The organism is Paenibacillus sp. PastF-3, from assembly GCF_029893135.1.
In the GTDB taxonomy this organism is placed as follows: Bacteria; Bacillota; Bacilli; order Paenibacillales; family Paenibacillaceae; genus Paenibacillus_AQ; species Paenibacillus_AQ nitricinens.
On sequence record NZ_JARXWM010000026.1, the window covers coordinates 56,532 to 74,828 of the forward strand.

Here is an 18,297-nt window from a genome sequence, read left to right on the forward strand (position 1 = left end):
CTTGAGCAAACATGCAAAATAACGCTTCTCGAATATCGGGAGAAGCGTTATTTACGTACGTTTGTGATCGTCAGAATGATAAAGCTATTATTCCGCAATAATCAAGCTCGTGCGTTTAGGTTTAAACTTCTGCAGGAAGCTTCGATCTATATTACGGTCGGTAATAATGTACCCAATTTTATCGAGTGAGGCGATACCGATGGTCACATCTTTCCCGAATTTAGTATGGTCAGCGGCAACATAAACTTCTTTGGAGAGATCGATAATTTTTTTGCGCGTTTGGGCTTCCTCCAGATTATAGTCGGAGATGCCTTTTTCAAGGGTAATGCCGCTTGCGCAAATAAAAGCCTTAAGGATATTTAATTCACTGAAATTAAACAGATAATCATATGCAATAACAGACTGCTCATTTAGTCGGACCTTTCCGCCAATGATAATAAGCTCAACCCCACTGTTCATCAGCTCGTTTACCACAGGAATGGAGTTCGTAATGACCGTGAGATTCTTTTTATTCTTGATATATTTGGCGATCTGATAGGTGGTAGAGCCGCTGTCCAGATAGATGCAATCCCCATCGTTGATATATTCGCTGCACTTTTGGGCGATCATTTTCTTTTCCTCTAAGTGACCGACCATTCGTGCATCCATTGGAGATTCAGCAAACTCCGATTCCACCAGTTTAATTCCACCATAAATCTTCTTGATCTTCCCTTGCTTGTCCAGCAGGTTGATATCTCTGCGAAGGGTATCGATAGAAATATTAAGCTCTTCTGCTAGCTCCGGCAGCTTCTGAACCTTTTTGAACATTAAGATTTCTATGATTTTCTTTTGTCTTTCCAGTGGAAACATGTAATCACCCATTCAAAGTTTATATCGCTTTCGATAGTTGAAGTATAAAGGGATTAGTATAGGGTGGCAACAACTCCTTTGTAAGTTAGTCATAATATGATTATAATGTAGTCACAACTTATTTAAAGTTTACATACATTTTACGTAACTGTTTATCCTCAAAAACAAAACCTTTTTATACTGAGGTTGTACTTGAGGAGGTGGAACCTTTGCTTAAATTACAAAACATAAGCAAGCATTACGATAACAAGGTTGTTCTAGAGGATATTAGTCTAGACATCCAAGCAGGGGAAATTGTCTCCTTACTCGGCCCCAGCGGGAGTGGCAAAACCACCTTGCTAAACATCATCTTGGGATTGGCTAAGATGGAGCAGGGGCAAATCATTTTTAATGATCAAGATTTAAGCAATGTACCCATGAAGAAACGCGGATTTAATATAGTGTTCCAGGATTATGCGCTCTTCCCTAACTTAAATGCTTACGAGAATATCGTTTATGGTCTAAAAAATAAAAAAGGATTAACGTCGGAGCATGAGCTTCAGGAGTATATCGAGTTTCTGGAATTAAAGCCGCATTTAACGAAGAAGATCGGCGCTCTATCGGGTGGGCAGAAGCAAAGGGTGGCTTTGGCAAGAACGCTCGTAATGAAGCCCAAATTATTACTGCTCGATGAACCTCTAAGCGCACTGGATGGAATCATCAAGGAATCTATTAAAGCCCGGATTAAATCCATCGCCAGAGAATATAAGCTTACGACGATTATCGTCACCCATGACCCTGAAGAGGCGTTAACCCTGTCGGATAAAATTCTCATCATTAATCAAGGTCATATTGCCCAATTCGGAACGCCTCAAGAGATCATTCAACAGCCTAGCAATGATTTTGTGAAAGAATTTATTCTGGGGCAACTGCAAGTGAAACGGAAAAATATTTATAACCTGTTCGGTGAGCATTATGCCTAAAGCCAAACCGGAAATGCGGATCATTTTTATCCCCATTGTATTGTTATTTGTTGTTTTTCTGATTTTGCCGCTGACTGTGTTATTCATCCGCTCGTTTGAGACGGGTCAAGGCTATTCGGTATCCAATTATCTCACCATTCTGGCAGATCAAGAGATTCGAGAGTCCATCGGAAATAGTATGAAGGTCTCTGGTGTTACGGCAATGATCACGACGGTTCTAGCCTTTATCCTAGCCTATTCTATCCACTGTACAAGAATCTATCGCCCGTTAAAAAGCATTATTAGAACTGGAATTCTAATCCCGATGCTGCTGCCTACGATTACTTATGGATTTGCGATCATGTACTCTTTTGGCAACCAGGGGCTGATTACTAGAATCTTCGGACGGAATTTATTCGAGATTTATGGATTTAATGGTCTATTGATAGGCTACGTAATTTATACCTTACCTTCTGCTTTCCTGCTGATTCATAATTCGTTCAAGTACATTGATAAAAAGTTCATCGTCGTATCCAAGCTTATGGGGGATGGGACGCTGCGAAGCTTCATGAACACCATCGTTCGGCCTTTGTGGGGCACGTTGGGAGGGGCGTTTGTACTTTCTTTTATCCTAAGTTTCACGGATTTTGGGATCCCTGCATCGGTGGGGGGGACGTATAACGTGGTTGCTACTCAGCTGTATCAGGTCATGCTTGGGGCTATACCGGATTTCAACAATGGGGCAGTTATTGCTGTACTGATGTTAATACCGGCGGCGTTCGGGGTTGTGTTGTTAACGTATCTTGAAAAATTCAATTTCCATTATGACAAGGTGACTGAAATCGAGATGATCCCGAATAAAGGCAGAGATTCGGTTCTTGGACTAATCTCATCCGTGATTCTAATCGGGCTGCTGGCGGTATTCGCTGTCATGTTCGTTGCCCCGCTGATGAATGGCTATCCTTATGATCTAACATTTACGTTCAAACATTTTGTGGATGTTTTTCAATCAAGCGATTTGATCAATGTATATAAAAATTCCTTGCTGGTAGCAGCATTGACGGCAATTGTAGGTACGATCGTGGCTTATGCGGCGGCTATGATCAATGTGCGTACGCCCGTAAAAGGGAAAGCGACATTCGACATCCTATCGATGGTGACGAACACGGTGCCAGGTATGGTCCTTGGTCTATCGTATTTACTTCTGTTTAATAACAGCAGTCTCAAGGGGACTTTTACGATTCTTGTGCTCTGCACGCTTGTCCATTATTTTACAACGCCATATTTAATGGCTAAGAATTCTTTGGCAAAAATGAACCCATCATGGGAGACCACTGCTGAATTACTAGGTGATAGTTGGCTGAAAACGATCCGCCGGGTTATTCTACCGAACTCAGCATCCACGGTGATAGAGATGGTCAGCTACTATTTTATCAATGCGATGGTGACGATTAGCGGAATTATCTTTCTAGTGACTGCCCAAACCTCGGTAGTTGCGAGCAAAATAAAAGAGCTGCAGCATTTCGCCAAATTTAATGAGGTGTTTGTCCTATCCATCCTGATCTTTTGCACCAACCTGATCATTAAGCTCCTAGGTGACTATCTCCAGAAACGGCAATCAAACTCTCGTTGATTAACGATTTTTATATAAAAAAACCAGTTAAAGTGAGGGAGAATTTATGTCTAAGAGAATTAAGGGAATCAAGGGAATCATGTTGTCTATTGTGGCTTTGAGTTTGGTGTTTACATTAGCAGGCTGCGGAAATAAAGCATCGGGTGATGCGAGTAAAGTAGTGATTTTGACCAATGCGGATGAAGAAGCTGTAGCCTCTATGGAGTCTGCGCTAAAAGGTGCGGGGTACGAGGGGCAATATCTCTTTCAATCCTTGGGTACTTCTGAGCTGGGTGGAAAGCTGATGGCAGAGGGAGACAAAATTGAGGCTAACCTGATCACGATGAGCTCTTATTTTGTAGAAAGTGCGCAAGAGAAACACAAGATGTTTAAAGATCTATCGTTTACGACGAATGCGCTAGACTCCTATCCAGCTTACTATACGCCAATCTTGGCGAATACCGGTGCTATTTTTGTAAACACAGCGGTGCTTAAAGATAAGGGCTTGGCGATGCCAACGTCCATTAAGGATTTAACAAAACCAGAATTTAAAGGCTTGGTATCTGTTCCGAACATTATGGACTCTTCGACAGGATGGTTGTTGGTTCAGGCGATTATTTCGCAATACGGGGAAGAAGAAGGTAAAACGGTTCTGCATGATTTAGTTGCTAATGTAGGCCCACATCTGGAAAGCTCCGGTTCCGGTCCGATTAAAAAGGTAAAAGCAGGAGAAGTAGCTGCAGGATTTGGACTTCGTCATCAGGCAGTACTAGCTAAAGAAGAAGGCGCACCCATTGACTATGTAGATCCGACAGAAGGCAACTTCTCACTTACAGAATCCGTAGCCGTGGTGAAAAAAGACGATGCAACGACAGAGCTGGCTATGAAAATGGCAGAAACGATTATTAAAGATGCTAGAAAAGACTTAATTACAAATTACCCAGTAGCTCTTTATAAAGATGAAACGGTTAGTGATATCCATAAACCTGCACACAGTATGAAATTTGTTAAGCCGTTGACTGTGGAACTGCTGGAACAACATCAGCAATTCTTTAAAGAAGCGAAATAATTAAGATTAGAATAAGGAGTGAAGGGCCATGAACAACTATAAATTGCTGACACCCGGTCCATTGACAACTACTAACACGGTCAAAGAGCAAATGCTCTTTGACCGTTGTACTTGGGACCAGGACTATAAGAACATTACGCAACAGATCAGATCGAGCCTACTGGATTTGGCAGGTGCAACGAACCAAGAATACACAGCTGTTCTTATGCAAGGCAGCGGAACATTTGCAGTAGAATCCGTGCTGACTACGGCGGTATCAGCCGATGATAAGCTTCTGATTATTACAAATGGTGCCTACGGGGAACGTATCGTGCAAATGGCTGAATATATCGGACTTCATTATCGTGCGCATAGTGCCCTATATAATGAATTCCCCCTAGAAGCAGAGATTAGAGGGATTCTTGAAGAGGATCCAGCCGTTACCCATATCGTGATGGTGCATTGCGAGACAACGACAGGGATTCTAAACCCGCTTGAGATGATTTCACAACTGGCAAAAGCGTACGATAAAACTTTAATTATCGACGCGATGAGCAGCTTCGGTGGAATAGAGATTGATGTACCTGGGCTTGGAATTGACTATTTAATCAGCAGCGCCAATAAATGTATTCAGGGTGTTCCGGGATTTGGGTTTGTCATTGCCAAGCTGGATAAGCTGCTCACCTGTAAAGGGAATGCACGTAGTCTATCACTAGATCTATACGATCAATGGAAGGCGATGGATGCGGATGGGAAATGGCGCTATACATCTCCGACCCATGTAGTGGCTGCATTTTCGAAAGCGATTGAAGAACTCATCGAAGAAGGCGGTATTCCTGCAAGGGCAGCAAGATACCAGAATAATAACCGCGTACTGAGAGAAAGACTTGCGAGAATAGGAATAGAGGCGTATATCACAGACGATAAGCAGTCTCCTATTATAACCACCTTTCTTTTTCCGAATGAGACATTCAGCTTTGAAGATTTCTATGAATATGTGAAAGAAAAAGGCTACGTCCTCTACCCAGGCAAATTAACGGAGCACGACACCTTCCGGATTGGGAATATTGGTGAGATTTACGAAGAAGATATTCAGAACTTATGTAATATTATCGAAGCATACATGGGAGGAATGACACAATGAATCAAGTCGAAGGTGTAATTCTGGACTGGGCAGGAACAGCGGTAGATTTTGGCTGCTTTGCACCGGTGAATGTGTTCCTTGATATTTTTCGGGAAGCTGGGATTGAAGTTACGATGCAGGAAGCTAGAGCCCCTATGGGGATGCTGAAAATAGATCATATACGTGCGATGTTATCCATGCCAAGAGTAGGTGCCATGTGGGAAGAAAAGTATGGCAGAGCTTTTACTGAACAGGATGTAGAGAACCTGTATGCTGAATTCGAACCGGCCCTGATGGCATCCTTATCCGAATATACTGATCCGATTCCGGAGTTCATTGAAACGATTCAAGTCTTGAGAAATCAAGGGCTGAAGATTGGCTCGACCACTGGATATACAGAGTCCATGATGGATGTTGTGATTCCGAATGCCGCTCGAAAGGGCTATCAGCCTGATTATGTAATCACTCCGGATGGAACACATTCACTGGGAAGACCTTACCCGTATATGATTTATCATAATATGGAAGCTTTAAAGTTATCGGCAGCATGGAAGGTTGTTAAGGTAGGCGATACGATTTCAGATATTCAAGAAGGTGTTAATGCAGGCGTCTGGTCCGTAGGTGTAATCATTGGAAGCTCTGAGTTGGGGTTAAGCGAGGATGAATTTAATGCACTTTCAGATGTGGAGAAGGAGACGGTGATCTCTGCGACACAGACCTCTTTTATACAAAACGGGGCAGACTTTACGATTCAATCGATGAGTGAGCTGCCTCAGCTGATTGGGCGAATCAATGTCCTGATTTCTCAAGGAATCAGACCTTATGCGAGATAATCATGAGCTACAAAGAGAAGGTGACATTAACTTTAGCCCCTTGCGGAAAGAGTGGATGAACCAGTTAAGCGCTGTGAGTGTAGACAGGATCGAAGCGGACGAGCGTGCATATATGCGTCAATCCATGTCAACGCCGTGCTTGAACAGTATCGTAGATGCTGAGGGATGTTATATCACAGATGTGAATGGACGCAAATATCTTGATTTTCATGGAAATAGCATTCATCAGATTGGCTATAAGAATCCTTACGTAACTGAAGCTGTGAAAAAACAGCTCGACGATCTACCGTTCATTCCAAGAAGATTTACGGCAGATATTGCGGTGAAAGCTGCGGAAGCTTTAATCAACAAAACGACCTCAAAGGACTATAAAGTATTATTTACGCCTTCCGGAAGTGCTGCTGTAGGTCTGGCCCTTAAGATTGCTCGCAAATGGACAGGGAAGCATAAGGTCATCTCCATGTGGGAGTCCTTTCATGGCGCGGGGCTGGACACGATCGCTGCCGGAGGAGAATACGTGTTTAAAAAGGACATGGGCCCGCAAATGCCGGGAATGCTGAAAGCCATTCCTTTTAATGCATACCGCAACCTGCTGGGAAGTCATTCTCATGAAATAGTTTCTACCTTCTGCCTCGACTATCTGGAGTATATGATTCAGCATGAAGGAGAGATTGGAGCGATCTTACTTGAGCCTATTCGGGCGACGGATACGCATATCCCGCCTATATCTTATTTCACAAGATTAAGAAAAATATGTGATGAATATGGAATCCTATTGATTTTTGATGAAATTCCAACAGCGCTAATGCGAAGCGGAAGGTTCTACGTCCATCAGAATTTCGAGATCGAACCGGATATTCTCGTGCTCGGAAAAGGGTTAGGCGGAGGGGTGATCCCACAAGCGGCGGTGCTTACCAGAACGCAATATGATTGTGCAGCGGATATTTCTTTGGGTCACTATACCCATGAGAAACCGGCGTTAGGAAGTGCGGCGATCTGTGCCACCATCGATTATATCGATGACTTAAATCTGCAGGAACAATGTATCAGCAGATCTGAATTTGTAAGAGGCAAGCTCAAAGCGCTATGGGCTAAACATACTTGCATAGGAGATGTCCGTATTGCCGGACTACTGATTTCTATTGAACTTGTGAGGTCCAGAGACACTAAAGAGAAGAATGAGGAATTAGCTGAGCGGGTCCTGTATCATTGCTTGGAGAATGGACTTTCTTTTAAATTAGCTGGAGGGAACTGCATCACTTGGCATCCTCCGCTTATTGTGTCTGAAGAGCAATTAACTTTTGCAATTAATCTTCTGGATGAAGGATTAAGTAAATATAGCTGAGAGATAGGCAAGCTTCAAAACAGGTTTCTTCCGCTCCGTACATGGGGGGAGAAACCTGTTTTGTCGTTTAAGGCGTTAACGCCCGCCTTTGTCGTAGTCAAGATCCATATCTAGAATTAAAAATTATACAAATGGGCTGGAGCAGCATTTAAAAAGATACGCAACAGCTCGTCCACCGCAATGTCTAGACGGGGAGGACTTTCGGCTGCAAGCCAATTCTCTTGCACGATGATATAGCTGCAGGAGCTGCTTTTTAAATAGCTGTATATAATTTGTGCTTCGTCAATTTCATGGCGAGTAATTGCTGCTGGGGCCTGGTTAAGTTCACCGCGGAAAGTATCTACAATCGCTGATGTTATAACGGCTTGCAGGTGAGTAATATCGGGTTGATCGTATTCAAGCTTAGTATGCGCCAGGATGCGATTGCCTTTGAGCAATATGAGTTTAAGCGTTTGTTCATCCATGGCTTCAAGGATTGCGATATTCTGATTCTCTGCAGCGAATTCAATAACCTTCTCTTTATGATTCAGGAAGCTGATGGCTCCGATGTAATCCCTATATTTGGCGGCGGTTTCGAAGTCAAATTGCTCTGCAGCTTCAGTCATCTGCTGCTCCATCTCCACAAGGAGGCTGGAATCTGTTCCGTTTAGTAGGGCAATGACTTTATCAATGATTGTATTATATTGAACGGCAGCATCGCCGCCTGCACACATCCCTATACATAAGCCAAGCGAATGATTTAGGCATAAAGAATTTTTGAAGCTTGGATTGCTGCAAAGGATTTTTGAGCTTTCCTTGATGCCTTGCACGGCTCTTTCCACGGTACTTCTACTTGTGTAGGGACCCCAAATATGGTTACCTTTATGGACAGCAGGATCATAAGTTATATCTAACGAAGGCATTTTATCATCCGTTCCTATTACAATATACGTATAGGCCTGTGGATTTTTCATTTTTCTATTGTACATGGGCTTTATTTCTTTAATTAATTTGCACTCCAGCATAAAAGCCTCAAATTCGGTATCTGTATGGATAATATCTAAATCTTTAATATGGCGAACGAGCTGTTTTACCTTTGGGGAATGAGACTTCGAGTTTTGAAAATAGGATTTTACTCTTCGTTTCAGCTGTTTCGCCTTACCCACATATATAATATGGCCGAGGCCATCCTTCATGAGATACACGCCGGGAGTCAGGGGAAGGCTCTTTAATTTCTCTGATAAATCGATAGTAACCCCTCCGTCAATCAAGATCTTATTAATAGTTTTAGTATAAGCTTGCAACCTTCATTTGTTCAATTCAGTCTGAAGAATAGAGGATCAATGATAAGGAGGGATCTAATGTACTTCGCAAGAAATATAGGTGGGCTCGCGCTGATAGCAGCTATGCTATGGCTTACAGCATGCAGTGGAACGCCGGAAGCGGGAACGGAACCGAAGGTGACCCCCGAGCAGACGCAAATGCAGATGCCAGAGCAAACGCCAGAGCAGACGCAAACTGCACAACCAGCGGCTACTACGGAGCCACTACAGGAGACGGAGCCATCAAGCACGGATCAGCCACTGGATCAGGAGGGACTTCCGCCAACTGTAGAGGAAGCTGCGACGACAGTCATAAGGTCAATTAAAAATAAGGATATGAAGCAGTTGGCGGCCTGGGTTCATGGGGAGAAAGGATTACGCTTTTCTCCATACGCACATGTGGATACGAAGAAGGATCTTGTATTCACCAGGGATGAAGTAGAAGGATTAATGAATGATTCCACCAAAAGGGTGTGGCGGACATTTGCTGGCACGGGTGATTTAATTGAGATGACATTTGCAGATTACTACAAGCGATTTGTCTACGATGCGGACTTTATGCAGATGGCTGAGACTGCTGTGAATAAGGGACTTGGGCAAGGGGCGACAATCAATAACCTAAACGAAGTGTATCCCAAGGATCAATACGATTTCGTCGAGTATCATATTGCTGGCATCGATCCTTCAGTGGAGGGGATGGACTGGCGCAGCTTGCGCCTAGTTTTTGAGAAGATTGGAGAGGATCATGCTCTAGTAGGCATTATTCATGATCAATGGACTCCCTGAGAAGTAGAGGTTTTTTTATTAGTCTTATCCGCTATGTTCACCATATCCACTGCGTCTACCGTATCCACACCATCTACCGTATCTGCCAACGTTATTTATATGTTTTAGCCTTTAGATCGGATTCAACGAGTATTCTCCGTAAATGGGTATTGCCAGTCTTGGTCTATTTCCCTTGAATGCTTCCCTCCCTACCGGAATGTTCGCTTGGCACCAGACCGCAGTAACTCATAAACGAGGCGGCGCTGGCAAACCGCGTTACTGACCATCTCCGAGACCAGTGTTGTTGCCGTTAGGACAGCGATATCCCGAAGGGCTTGAAGTGCCTGAATGAGCGGTGTCTGGGTATGGGCGTCATTCGGTGACAACCATCGCTAAACCGCAAGGTGTCCAGCCATTCCTCGTACTACCCCTTGCTTAAATATGTGTCAGACCCTGGTGGAGCCTCCGCTGTAAACGTGGGGCGAAAATTATATTCAGTACAACTTTTTTTCGGAAAGTATGCTTTAAGCATGAAGTCTCAAGTTCGCTTCAGGATTGCCCTGCCCCGGAAGCCACACCAAAAAAACCGGCAGAGAATTCTGCCGGGTAATACAGGATAGATTAAGAAATTAAATATTAGCAGGCTTGAGCTTTCTCGCTTCTTGCAGATGAAAAGATAAGTACAATCCTAATCCGGCAAGAACCGTCAACGTCCAGAATGCAATGTGGACCCCTTCGAGCATATTCAGTGGAAAGGATAAGGAACTGGCACTCGCAGTAGAAGTCATTATCGTTACAAGCAAGGCTCCTCCTATTGAACCGCTGAGCGAGCGCAGCGTGATCGTCATTGGAGAAGCATGAGCAACCATGGTGTTTGGGATACTTGCCATGGCATAGGCTGTAATTGGGGCCATTACTGCCCCTACTCCAAACATAAGCAGGGCATACATTATAACCAGTAGATTAAAGGATGTCTTTGTTGATAACGTGAGGGCAAGAGCCACTGCCATGATCACAATGAGCAGAAATCCTCCCTGGGTTACACGGCTAACCCCAAAACGATCATATAATCTGCCTGAGATCAGACCAGAGACACCAATCAGCAGTGCACCTGGCAACAGCATAAGCCCAGACTCCCTTGGTGTTAAGTCTCTTATCGTCTGTGCATACAGAGGAAGAAGGAGTTCAACTCCCACCATCACCGCAAACAAGATCACCCCCACAATAGAAGAACGGGTAAAGGAGCGGTGCCGAAACAGCTTGAAATCGAGCAAAGGTGCCGTGAGCTTTAGCTGTCTTTTAATAAACAGCGCCACGATCAGGAATCCGGCCAGAAGGACGACCCCAGCGACAACGAGATTCCCCTTTTCTTCTCCGACAATGCTAAATCCATACAATATGCCAGCGAAGCCGAGTGAAGAGTAGATAATGGACCTGGTATCGAGCTTGGTGTGATGAGTCTCTCCTACGTTCCGCAGCGTGAAATGAGCTAAGAATAAATTGGCGGCTGCAAGCGGCGCTACAGCGTAAAACAACAGTCTCCATGAATGGTTCTGAACTACGAACCCAGACAGAGTAGGCCCAAGTGCAGGAGCCAACCCCAGAACTAAACCGACTACTCCCATCGCTGCACCGATTTTCTCCTTCGGAAAGACTCTGAGTATCGTCGTCTGAAACAGAGGAAACAGCAGGCCCGCACCGATGCCTTGAACCAAACGCCCTGTCAGGACTAAAGGGAAACTCCAGGCGATCCCAGCAATCAGTGTTCCTGCTGTGAACGCTCCGACAGAGGCCATGAACAAGGCCCTCGTAGTAAACTTTCCGATCAAAAATCCGGCAACAGGTACAGTTATACCTATCATCAGGTAGTATACCGTAATCAGCCACTGCGCTTGATTCTCATGAATGGCAAGATCCTGCATGACACGCGGCAATGCCGTATTTAACATCGTTTGCATTAATTGAGCTAGAAAATTGGCAACCACCAGGGAGGCAACAATAATGCTGGGTTTATTAGTCAAGCTATCTTCACCGCTTTCAGAGGAACTATTCGGATGCAACGAGCTGCTGCAAGGCATGTATGGATAGCATCCCCACCTCTTGTTGCCGTGGTTGTCCATCCTTGAATATGAGGGTGGCCGGTATACTCATCACGTGGTAGTTCCCAGTCGTCTTCGGGTTGTCATCCACGTTGACCTTCACTACAGTTATTGTTTCATCCGACTCCCGCTCAAACTCTTCAAGCACAGGTGTAAACATCCGGCATGGTCCACACCAGGGCGCCCAGAAGTTGACTACAGTTGTCCCTTTCGATTGAATGAGTTGTGCAAAAGTAGCATCTTCCGCATGGAGAATTGCCATTATGAATCATCCTTTCAAGATTAATTAAATCTATTATAGATCTATTATATCTATAATTAGGATAAATAATAGACTTCGAATATCCACAATATATCTAATTAATTATTTTGTCAAACAGATTTTCACTTATTTGAACTTATAAAACAAAAAGATCTCTCAACTGCTCTCGAAGCAGTTGAGAGATCTTTGATTGTAAATGATGCGGTCGAGAGGACTCGAACTTCCACGATATTGCTGCCACTCGAACCTGAATCGCGTAAGTAATTCGGTCATTAGGGAATTATCAAATCCTTATAGAATCAAGAATTTTTGCAGTTTTTCTTTTTTTCTCAAGCACAGCAAGGGTTTGCCGGGTTGACTCAAAACAGGTTCCGATAGTCGTTACCTAATCAATCAGAGTTTGGAGTTAGGATATAGGGAGAAAGGAACAACAAACAAGGGATGCTTCAGCAGCCATAGGATGGCTTTTGAGGCACCCCTTATTTGCTTATAAAAATGAACTTAGAAACCTGAGGAAAGGGAAGAGAGGCGAAGGGGAACTTTGGAACTGTAAGATCTTCATAAGCATAAGCTTCTACGTATTTCAGCCGTCATTGACGGCAGCAAGAAGCCAAATATTCACCGCAGCTGCGACTGAACCTTAATTCTAAAAACCTCAAGTTCAATCTATATTATTGTGCCGCACTGGAAGGCGAATAAGATGCAGAGCCGGTTACAGGTTTAGCGATTGCTTTATAGCCCTCTGGCAGATAAGTGACAACAGATGCTTTTGAGATCACCTGTGCGTACATTTTTCCTGGTTCAGGAGCAGTCACATTAAAATAAATGACAGCGGTCTTGTCTTTGCCAAATTCGATTCGCTCAATCACTAGTCCATATCCTGGATGCGGTAAGTTGTTAACGGTCAGTGTAGCCTTATTTACTCCTTCACCCGCTTTGGTTAATGTAACCTCAGTTTCATAGGTTGGAGTAGTAGGGTTGCCATTAGATACAATTACGCGTTTGGCAAAAGCAGCTGCATCGTAGGTCATCGCGGCTGCTTCCGAGCGGGTAATGGCATCATTTGGCCGGAAATTACCGTTCTTATCGAGTGTGGCGATATGTGTATTCAGCAGGATCTGGAGACTATTTATAACCTCTGTAGAAAGTTTATCGCCATCCTTAATGTCTACATACATGAGTGTAACCGGGAAGTTACCTTTACTTTGCAGTGCTTGCGTCAATAAGTGAGCGAACTGAGCACGGGTGATGGTTCCGTTAGGATCTACTGTTCGATCAAGTGAAAGACCATTTTGCTTGGCAGTCAGGAAGGCTGAAGCATACCAGGATTTGTCGTTCACCTTATCAAAATAATCACTGGCTTTGGATGAGCCGTTACCCGCCTCTGGCTTCGGAGACAGATTCAGACCTCCAACGATGAACTGAATCCCTTGGGCAAAGCTTACTTTAGATTTAGGCGCGAACTTATCTTTGTCTACTCCATTTATAATCCCCTCTTTATGCAGGGAGTTAATTTTTGCTTCCGCAGGATCACCTTTCAAATCCGAAAAAGCAAAAGCGGATGCTCCAAATGACAGGCTTGCTGCTAGAATACCGCAGGCTATCGTCATTGTTTTGACATTACTTATGAATAATGATTTCTTCATTATGCGTCACCTCCATACTCTTAGATGGTAGATTAGACCAAAATGTTGCAGGTCATTTAAAATATTATAAAGATTCAAGTAAAACGTTATCCACGAAGGAGTGACTCGGCACCATCTACATAGATCTCAGTTCCTGTGACATGGAAAGACTCATCCGAGGCGAGAAATAATACTAGATTGGCTACTTGTTCAGGTTTACCGGGCGCATCTTCCAGAGGATGATTGCCTTTCGGATATTCCACAGGAATCTTCACTTCTTGAAGATCATCGCTCTTATCCGTATTATCTCCAATTTGAGTGTCGATCGATCCAGGACAAACCGCATTTACGCGGATACCGTATTGCGCCAGCTCTAACGCAGCCATTTTCATAAAAGCGACTTGGCCAGCCTTGGAAGAGGAGTACGCAGCAGCGCCAATGTTGGAGAATACTCGATTTCCATTGATAGAGCTAGTGATAATGATGCTCCCGCCATTTTCTTTCATATAAGGGATGGCATATTTTACTGTAGCGAAGGTACTGCGTAGGTTGGTATCCATTGTCTGATCCCAATCTTCAATTTCCAGCGTTTCTATAGGAGACCATGTACCATTAATGCCGGCATTCGCAAAAATAATATCAATCTTTTGAGCCTCATCCGCAACCTTTCGAATACTTTCTTCGACAAGACCTGGATTGGAAACATCGCATTCGATAACTGTAGCTGTTCCTCCAATGGATTCAATTTCACGTTTAGTTTCGTAGGATTCCTCAGGGGTGCGATCAAGCATATACACCTTAGCTCCGTGCTGGGCGAACCGTATGGCGGTAGCTTTTCCGATACCAGAACCTGCGCCTGTGACTACTGCAACTTTATTTTGCAAACGTTTCTCTGTCATGATGAAATTCCTCCTCGACGTTAGATCTCTTAATAGTAATTACATACCCGGCATAGCTGAATTTAACCAATTTAGCATGAGGGTGGAACAACAAGGAGGGATGTATTACTATGAGACATAAGGACTTGTACAATATAAATTCAGACCAATCTAGCTCATGATAGGGGAACTATAGATGATTCAGGAGCAAGGGGCAGAACGGATTAATGTGGGGATTTTTGCTCATGTGGATGCCGGTAAGACGACAACAACGGAGCATATCTTGTATGAAAGCGGTCGCATTAAAGCGCTTGGCAGCGTAGACACGGGGACAGCATTGACAGATTCTATGGATGTGGAGCGGCAACGAGGAATATCCGTTCGGGCGGCATTAGCTTCTTTTGAATGGAAAGGCGTGCAGATCAACCTCGTTGATACACCGGGACACGTCGATTTTTTGTCAGAGGTTGAACGGTCTTTGCGAGTGATGGATTGTGCGGTGTTAATTTTGTCGGCGGTAGAGGGTGTGCAGGCACAAAGTGAGATGATCTGGAACGCGCTGAGGAAGCTGGGAATACCGACGCTTATTTTTATGAACAAAATGGATCGTGTAGGTGCAGACCCTGAGGCTGTGCTGGCACAAGCGAGAAATTATTTATCTAGTGATATCATTCCTGTTCAGCAACCGATAGGCAAAGAGCAGGAGTACATAGAAGCTATTGATTTATGGGGAAGGGATGCTGATCCTGCTATACAGACAGAATTATTAGAGGCATTGGCTGAGCGGGATGAAGACCTGCTGGAGACGTATATGTCAGGCAGTCCGATTGATCTTGCAGCCTGGAAAAAAAATATGAAGACAGCTTCCGCTTCAGGACGCTTCTTCCCAATGGTTTATGGTGTTGCCGCCAAGGGGCTTGGCATTACTGCATTGCTGAACGCGATGGTTGAGTATTTTCCGCGGGCTGGTGGGAATGTTGAGGGTGCGGTGTCAGGTATCGTTTACAACATTCAACGTGATAAAAGCATGGGGCGAATGGCGTTTGTCCGCCTTTATGAAGGGATGATCCGTAACCGCGATACAGTGATGAACTACACACAGGATATTCAGGGGAAAGTGACCCAGATCCGCAAGGTCGAGGGCGGCCGTACTGAGGATGTCGGAGCGCTTGAAGCGGGCGATATCGCTGTACTCTATGGTCTATCGGGGGTGCGGATCGGAGATGTGCTTGGTCATCCGGAGGCGATACCGGCGGAAGCGAAGCTCGCTGTACCGCTGCTAACGGTGCGCGTATTCTGGGGAACCGATATGGATGACCATAAGGTTATCGGAGCATTGCAGGAGCTGGCGGATGAAGATCCGCTCTTGGATACGCAGTGGCTGCAGGATGAGCGGGAGCTGCATATCAAAGTAATGGGGCCTATCCAGCTGGAGATTCTGAACAGTGTTCTGGAGGAGCGATATGGCCTCAAGGTTACCTTTGGCCAGCCCTCTGTCATTTATAAAGAAACGCCAGCCTCTGTTGGGGAAGGTTTTATAGCATATACGATGCCTAAGCCATGCTGGGCGATTCTGAGGTTTCAGATTGAGCCTGGACCTCCTGGCAGCGGTTTAGTCTATGATTCGATAGTGCGGAGCTCCGATCTACTGCCGCAATATCAGAGCGAGACCGCACGTCGTGTGCCGGAAGCGTTGCAGCAGGGCTTGTACGGCTGGGAGGTTACCGATCTTAAAGTGACCTTGATTGAGGGACAGCATCATGTATGGCATACCCATCCGCTGGATTTTGCCGTAGCAACGCCTATGGGAATTATGGACGGGCTCGCCCGGGTAGGCACTAAGCTGCTGGAGCCGATTCTTCAGGTTCGTATCGTTGTCCCTGAGGAGAATGGCGGCCGAGTGATGAACGACTTGGTTCAGATGCGCGGCACGTTCGATCCACCTGTGCTGCAAGGTGAGCGGATGATCATCGAAGGACGACTACCGCTGGCAACGTCGCTCGATTATCCCGTTACTTTAAGCTCCTATACGAAGGGGCGCAGCACATTCACTTCTTTTTTTGCAGGCTATGAAGAATGTCCACCTGACGTATCTGCTGAGCGTACCCGCCGGGGTGTGAATCCACTGGATCAGGCGAAATATATATTAGGCGTGCGTAAGGCGTTGCAGGGGTAAGTTGAGAAAGAATTAACAGGCAGAATGAAAGAACTAAGGAGAGTGGCAGTGATGTTAGTACTAAGATATACGCAGAAATTATTAAAAGATATGAAAGTAGCTCCAGTAGAAGTGGAAGATGTCTCCACATTTTTTAGTTGGCATGTGAATATACTGCAGCTTAGAAAAAAACATATTTTATTTGTGCATGATGCAAGTCGGCTATGTATATTACTGGATGGAATAAGAAGTGGCCAAGCTAATAAGCTGGTAGAGAAGTTTAGAATAGAACTTAAGGAGTATTTGTTGCAGGAGGGTTTCAAGAAGCAGCTTATTAATCAGTATTTATTAGAGGCCGGAGAAATAACTATCTCTCGTACAAACAATAAAAGTGTTCTTGGAACCATGAATGAAATAACACTATACAACTCGGTAGCTCAAAGTGATTTCAACTTGTTGGAGCGGAATAAGTGGCTGAACACTATTATATACAAACCTATTGACTATAATGAGCCAATTGATGTCTTCAGAGAATCGTTAAGTAGTTATTACTCATAAGTAAGTAATGTCAATGCTGGACTAGCTAAAGCTTATATCCGATATCTAAAGGGGGATTATGAATTGAAGATCAGAGAAGCAACATCTAGGGATATAGACGGGATCGCATTCGTCCACGCTATGAGTTGGAAAACCACCTATAAAGGGCTAATATCGGACGAGTTTCTTGATAAAATCACCGTGGAAGCTAGAAAGAAACGTTGGATTCTGAATTTTGAAAATCTCCATAAAGACGAGGTTATGTATGTAGCTGAAGATGAGGCGGGGACGATTATTGGATTTGGAAATGGAGGAGCCCGAAGAGTGCCAGATATGTACGATGCAGAGCTATACGCCCTTTATTTACTTAAGGAATACCAAGGACAAGGTTTAGGGAAGCTGCTTATTAGAAGCGTAGCACAGCATTTAATGGAGAAAAGTTATAGCTCGTTCATGACTTGGGTGCTAGTGGGCAATCCGGCGATTCATTTTTACCACAAAGTGGGTGGTGAATCTGTTGCGACGAAGGAAGTGGAAATTGGAAATGAGATGGTTGAAGAGATCATGATGGGGTGGAGAGATATTGGGCTTGTGGGTAGATAAGCAAACCTAATAGACGGGACTTTTAGCTCGGATGGAGCTCCTCATATCAAAAGGATGAAAGCCGACGGAACTCCCTCAGCATCCGGAATTATAGGCAAAGAAAGCCGACAGAGCGAGGTATATAAGCTTTTAGATGTACTTTGTACAACTATTCCCCTTGCGAATAGCTCTCCAAAGGAAATAGCTGTATTTCATACACCTATTTTGGTGATTTATTTCGTTCTGGGGATGGCGTAAAATAAGTTGTGTACCAGGATTTGGAGCCTAGCCAGGCAACAAAAAAGTAGGGTATTCTCGGGATTGCGAAGTCCACCAAGAAAG

17 protein-coding genes are annotated in these 18,297 nt (G+C 44.4%); 10 read left to right on the forward strand and 7 right to left on the reverse strand.

Annotated features, from left to right (window positions below; all coding sequences use genetic code 11):
• Positions 1 to 87 precede the first annotated feature (87 nt).
• Positions 88 to 849 (reverse strand): DeoR/GlpR family DNA-binding transcription regulator, encoded by a 762-nt coding sequence (locus M2444_RS30925; protein WP_094874051.1) that lies wholly within the window; start codon positions 847 to 849, stop codon positions 88 to 90.
• Positions 850 to 1,058: 209 nt separating this feature from the next.
• Here M2444_RS30925 and M2444_RS30930 point away from each other — a divergent pair, with 209 nt between their 5' ends.
• The 6 genes from M2444_RS30930 to pbfA are packed head-to-tail and all read left to right on the forward strand — an operon-like array spanning position 1,059 to position 7,751.
• Positions 1,059 to 1,811: an ABC transporter ATP-binding protein gene (locus M2444_RS30930; RefSeq protein ID WP_094876324.1), complete on the forward strand. Its 753-nt coding sequence runs from the start codon at positions 1,059 to 1,061 to the stop codon at positions 1,809 to 1,811.
• Positions 1,804 to 3,423 (forward strand): ABC transporter permease subunit, encoded by a 1,620-nt coding sequence (locus M2444_RS30935; protein WP_218832798.1) that lies wholly within the window; start codon positions 1,804 to 1,806, stop codon positions 3,421 to 3,423. The genes M2444_RS30930 and M2444_RS30935 overlap by 8 nt, the downstream gene beginning before the upstream one ends.
• Positions 3,424 to 3,469: 46 nt before the next feature.
• The gene (locus M2444_RS30940; protein ID WP_218832797.1) at positions 3,470 to 4,471 is read left to right on the forward strand and encodes an extracellular solute-binding protein; all 1,002 of its coding nucleotides are present in this window, start codon (positions 3,470 to 3,472) and stop codon (positions 4,469 to 4,471) included.
• 28 nt (positions 4,472 to 4,499) lie between these two features.
• The gene (gene phnW, locus M2444_RS30945) at positions 4,500 to 5,594 is read left to right on the forward strand and encodes a 2-aminoethylphosphonate--pyruvate transaminase (protein WP_094874048.1); all 1,095 of its coding nucleotides are present in this window, start codon (positions 4,500 to 4,502) and stop codon (positions 5,592 to 5,594) included.
• The gene (gene phnX, locus M2444_RS30950; protein ID WP_280788932.1) at positions 5,591 to 6,406 is read left to right on the forward strand and encodes a phosphonoacetaldehyde hydrolase; all 816 of its coding nucleotides are present in this window, start codon (positions 5,591 to 5,593) and stop codon (positions 6,404 to 6,406) included. The genes phnW and phnX overlap by 4 nt, the downstream gene beginning before the upstream one ends.
• Positions 6,396 to 7,751, forward strand: coding sequence for a (R)-1-hydroxy-2-aminoethylphosphonate ammonia-lyase (pbfA, locus tag M2444_RS30955; protein WP_280788933.1), 1,356 nt, complete (start codon positions 6,396 to 6,398; stop codon positions 7,749 to 7,751). The genes phnX and pbfA overlap by 11 nt, the downstream gene beginning before the upstream one ends.
• Positions 7,752 to 7,867: 116 nt before the next feature.
• On the opposite strand, the gene M2444_RS30960 is transcribed toward pbfA, so the two are convergent.
• On the reverse strand, positions 7,868 to 9,034 hold the full coding sequence (locus M2444_RS30960; RefSeq protein ID WP_280788934.1) for a UvrB/UvrC motif-containing protein: 1,167 nt from the start codon (positions 9,032 to 9,034) through the stop codon (positions 7,868 to 7,870).
• Between the two features lie 57 nt (positions 9,035 to 9,091).
• Here M2444_RS30960 and M2444_RS30965 point away from each other — a divergent pair, with 57 nt between their 5' ends.
• Complete coding sequence (locus M2444_RS30965) at positions 9,092 to 9,838, forward strand: hypothetical protein (protein WP_280788935.1); 747 nt, start codon at positions 9,092 to 9,094, stop codon at positions 9,836 to 9,838.
• A 188-nt stretch (positions 9,839 to 10,026) separates the two neighbouring features.
• Here M2444_RS30965 and M2444_RS30970 read toward each other — a convergent pair whose 3' ends face one another.
• The 5 genes from M2444_RS30970 to M2444_RS30990 form a co-directional block, all read right to left on the reverse strand.
• The gene (locus tag M2444_RS30970; protein WP_179283627.1) at positions 10,027 to 10,203 is read right to left on the reverse strand and encodes a hypothetical protein; all 177 of its coding nucleotides are present in this window, start codon (positions 10,201 to 10,203) and stop codon (positions 10,027 to 10,029) included.
• A gap of 243 nt (positions 10,204 to 10,446) precedes the next feature.
• A complete protein-coding gene (locus M2444_RS30975; RefSeq protein WP_280788936.1) occupies positions 10,447 to 11,895 on the reverse strand; it encodes a DHA2 family efflux MFS transporter permease subunit in 1,449 nt (482 codons plus the stop codon).
• Entirely contained in the window at positions 11,864 to 12,178 is a 315-nt protein-coding gene (gene trxA / locus M2444_RS30980; RefSeq protein WP_094876319.1) for a thioredoxin, read from the reverse strand. The genes M2444_RS30975 and trxA overlap by 32 nt, the downstream gene beginning before the upstream one ends.
• Positions 12,179 to 12,849: 671 nt before the next feature.
• Positions 12,850 to 13,824, reverse strand: a complete 975-nt coding sequence (locus M2444_RS30985; protein WP_280788937.1) for an S-layer homology domain-containing protein — start codon at positions 13,822 to 13,824, stop codon at positions 12,850 to 12,852.
• A gap of 86 nt (positions 13,825 to 13,910) precedes the next feature.
• Positions 13,911 to 14,702 carry an SDR family oxidoreductase gene (locus M2444_RS30990; RefSeq protein ID WP_280788938.1) on the reverse strand — a complete coding sequence of 264 codons (792 nt, stop codon included), beginning with the start codon at positions 14,700 to 14,702 and terminating at the stop codon, positions 13,911 to 13,913.
• A gap of 175 nt (positions 14,703 to 14,877) precedes the next feature.
• Between M2444_RS30990 and M2444_RS30995 the strand changes: the two genes are divergently transcribed.
• From M2444_RS30995 to M2444_RS31005, 3 genes are all read left to right on the forward strand, one after another.
• Positions 14,878 to 16,857: a GTP-binding protein gene (locus tag M2444_RS30995; RefSeq protein ID WP_280788939.1), complete on the forward strand. Its 1,980-nt coding sequence runs from the start codon at positions 14,878 to 14,880 to the stop codon at positions 16,855 to 16,857.
• Positions 16,858 to 16,908: 51 nt separating this feature from the next.
• Positions 16,909 to 17,394 (forward strand): DUF6933 domain-containing protein, encoded by a 486-nt coding sequence (locus M2444_RS31000; protein ID WP_094876315.1) that lies wholly within the window; start codon positions 16,909 to 16,911, stop codon positions 17,392 to 17,394.
• 63 nt (positions 17,395 to 17,457) lie between these two features.
• On the forward strand, positions 17,458 to 17,976 hold the full coding sequence (locus tag M2444_RS31005; RefSeq protein WP_094876314.1) for a GNAT family N-acetyltransferase: 519 nt from the start codon (positions 17,458 to 17,460) through the stop codon (positions 17,974 to 17,976).
• Positions 17,977 to 18,297: the final 321 nt, after the last annotated feature.

Bases quoted from the DNA above. Each gene is read 5' to 3' on its own strand.
- pbfA (WP_280788933.1), top strand. From the start codon at position 6,396: ATGCGAGATAATCATGAGCTACAAAGAGAAGGTGACATTAACTTTAGC.
- M2444_RS30990 (WP_280788938.1), bottom strand. From the start codon at position 14,702: ATGACAGAGAAACGTTTGCAAAATAAAGTTGCAGTAGTCACAGGCGCA.
- M2444_RS30995 (WP_280788939.1), top strand. From the start codon at position 14,878: ATGATTCAGGAGCAAGGGGCAGAACGGATTAATGTGGGGATTTTTGCT.
- M2444_RS30965 (WP_280788935.1), top strand. From the start codon at position 9,092: ATGTACTTCGCAAGAAATATAGGTGGGCTCGCGCTGATAGCAGCTATG.
- M2444_RS30975 (WP_280788936.1), bottom strand. From the start codon at position 11,895: ATGCCTTGCAGCAGCTCGTTGCATCCGAATAGTTCCTCTGAAAGCGGT.
- M2444_RS30985 (WP_280788937.1), bottom strand. From the start codon at position 13,824: ATGAAGAAATCATTATTCATAAGTAATGTCAAAACAATGACGATAGCC.
- phnW (WP_094874048.1), top strand. From the start codon at position 4,500: ATGAACAACTATAAATTGCTGACACCCGGTCCATTGACAACTACTAAC.
- trxA (WP_094876319.1), bottom strand. From the start codon at position 12,178: ATGGCAATTCTCCATGCGGAAGATGCTACTTTTGCACAACTCATTCAA.
- phnX (WP_280788932.1), top strand. From the start codon at position 5,591: ATGAATCAAGTCGAAGGTGTAATTCTGGACTGGGCAGGAACAGCGGTA.
- M2444_RS30935 (WP_218832798.1), top strand. From the start codon at position 1,804: ATGCCTAAAGCCAAACCGGAAATGCGGATCATTTTTATCCCCATTGTA.
- M2444_RS31000 (WP_094876315.1), top strand. From the start codon at position 16,909: ATGTTAGTACTAAGATATACGCAGAAATTATTAAAAGATATGAAAGTA.
- M2444_RS30925 (WP_094874051.1), bottom strand. From the start codon at position 849: ATGTTTCCACTGGAAAGACAAAAGAAAATCATAGAAATCTTAATGTTC.
- M2444_RS30940 (WP_218832797.1), top strand. From the start codon at position 3,470: ATGTCTAAGAGAATTAAGGGAATCAAGGGAATCATGTTGTCTATTGTG.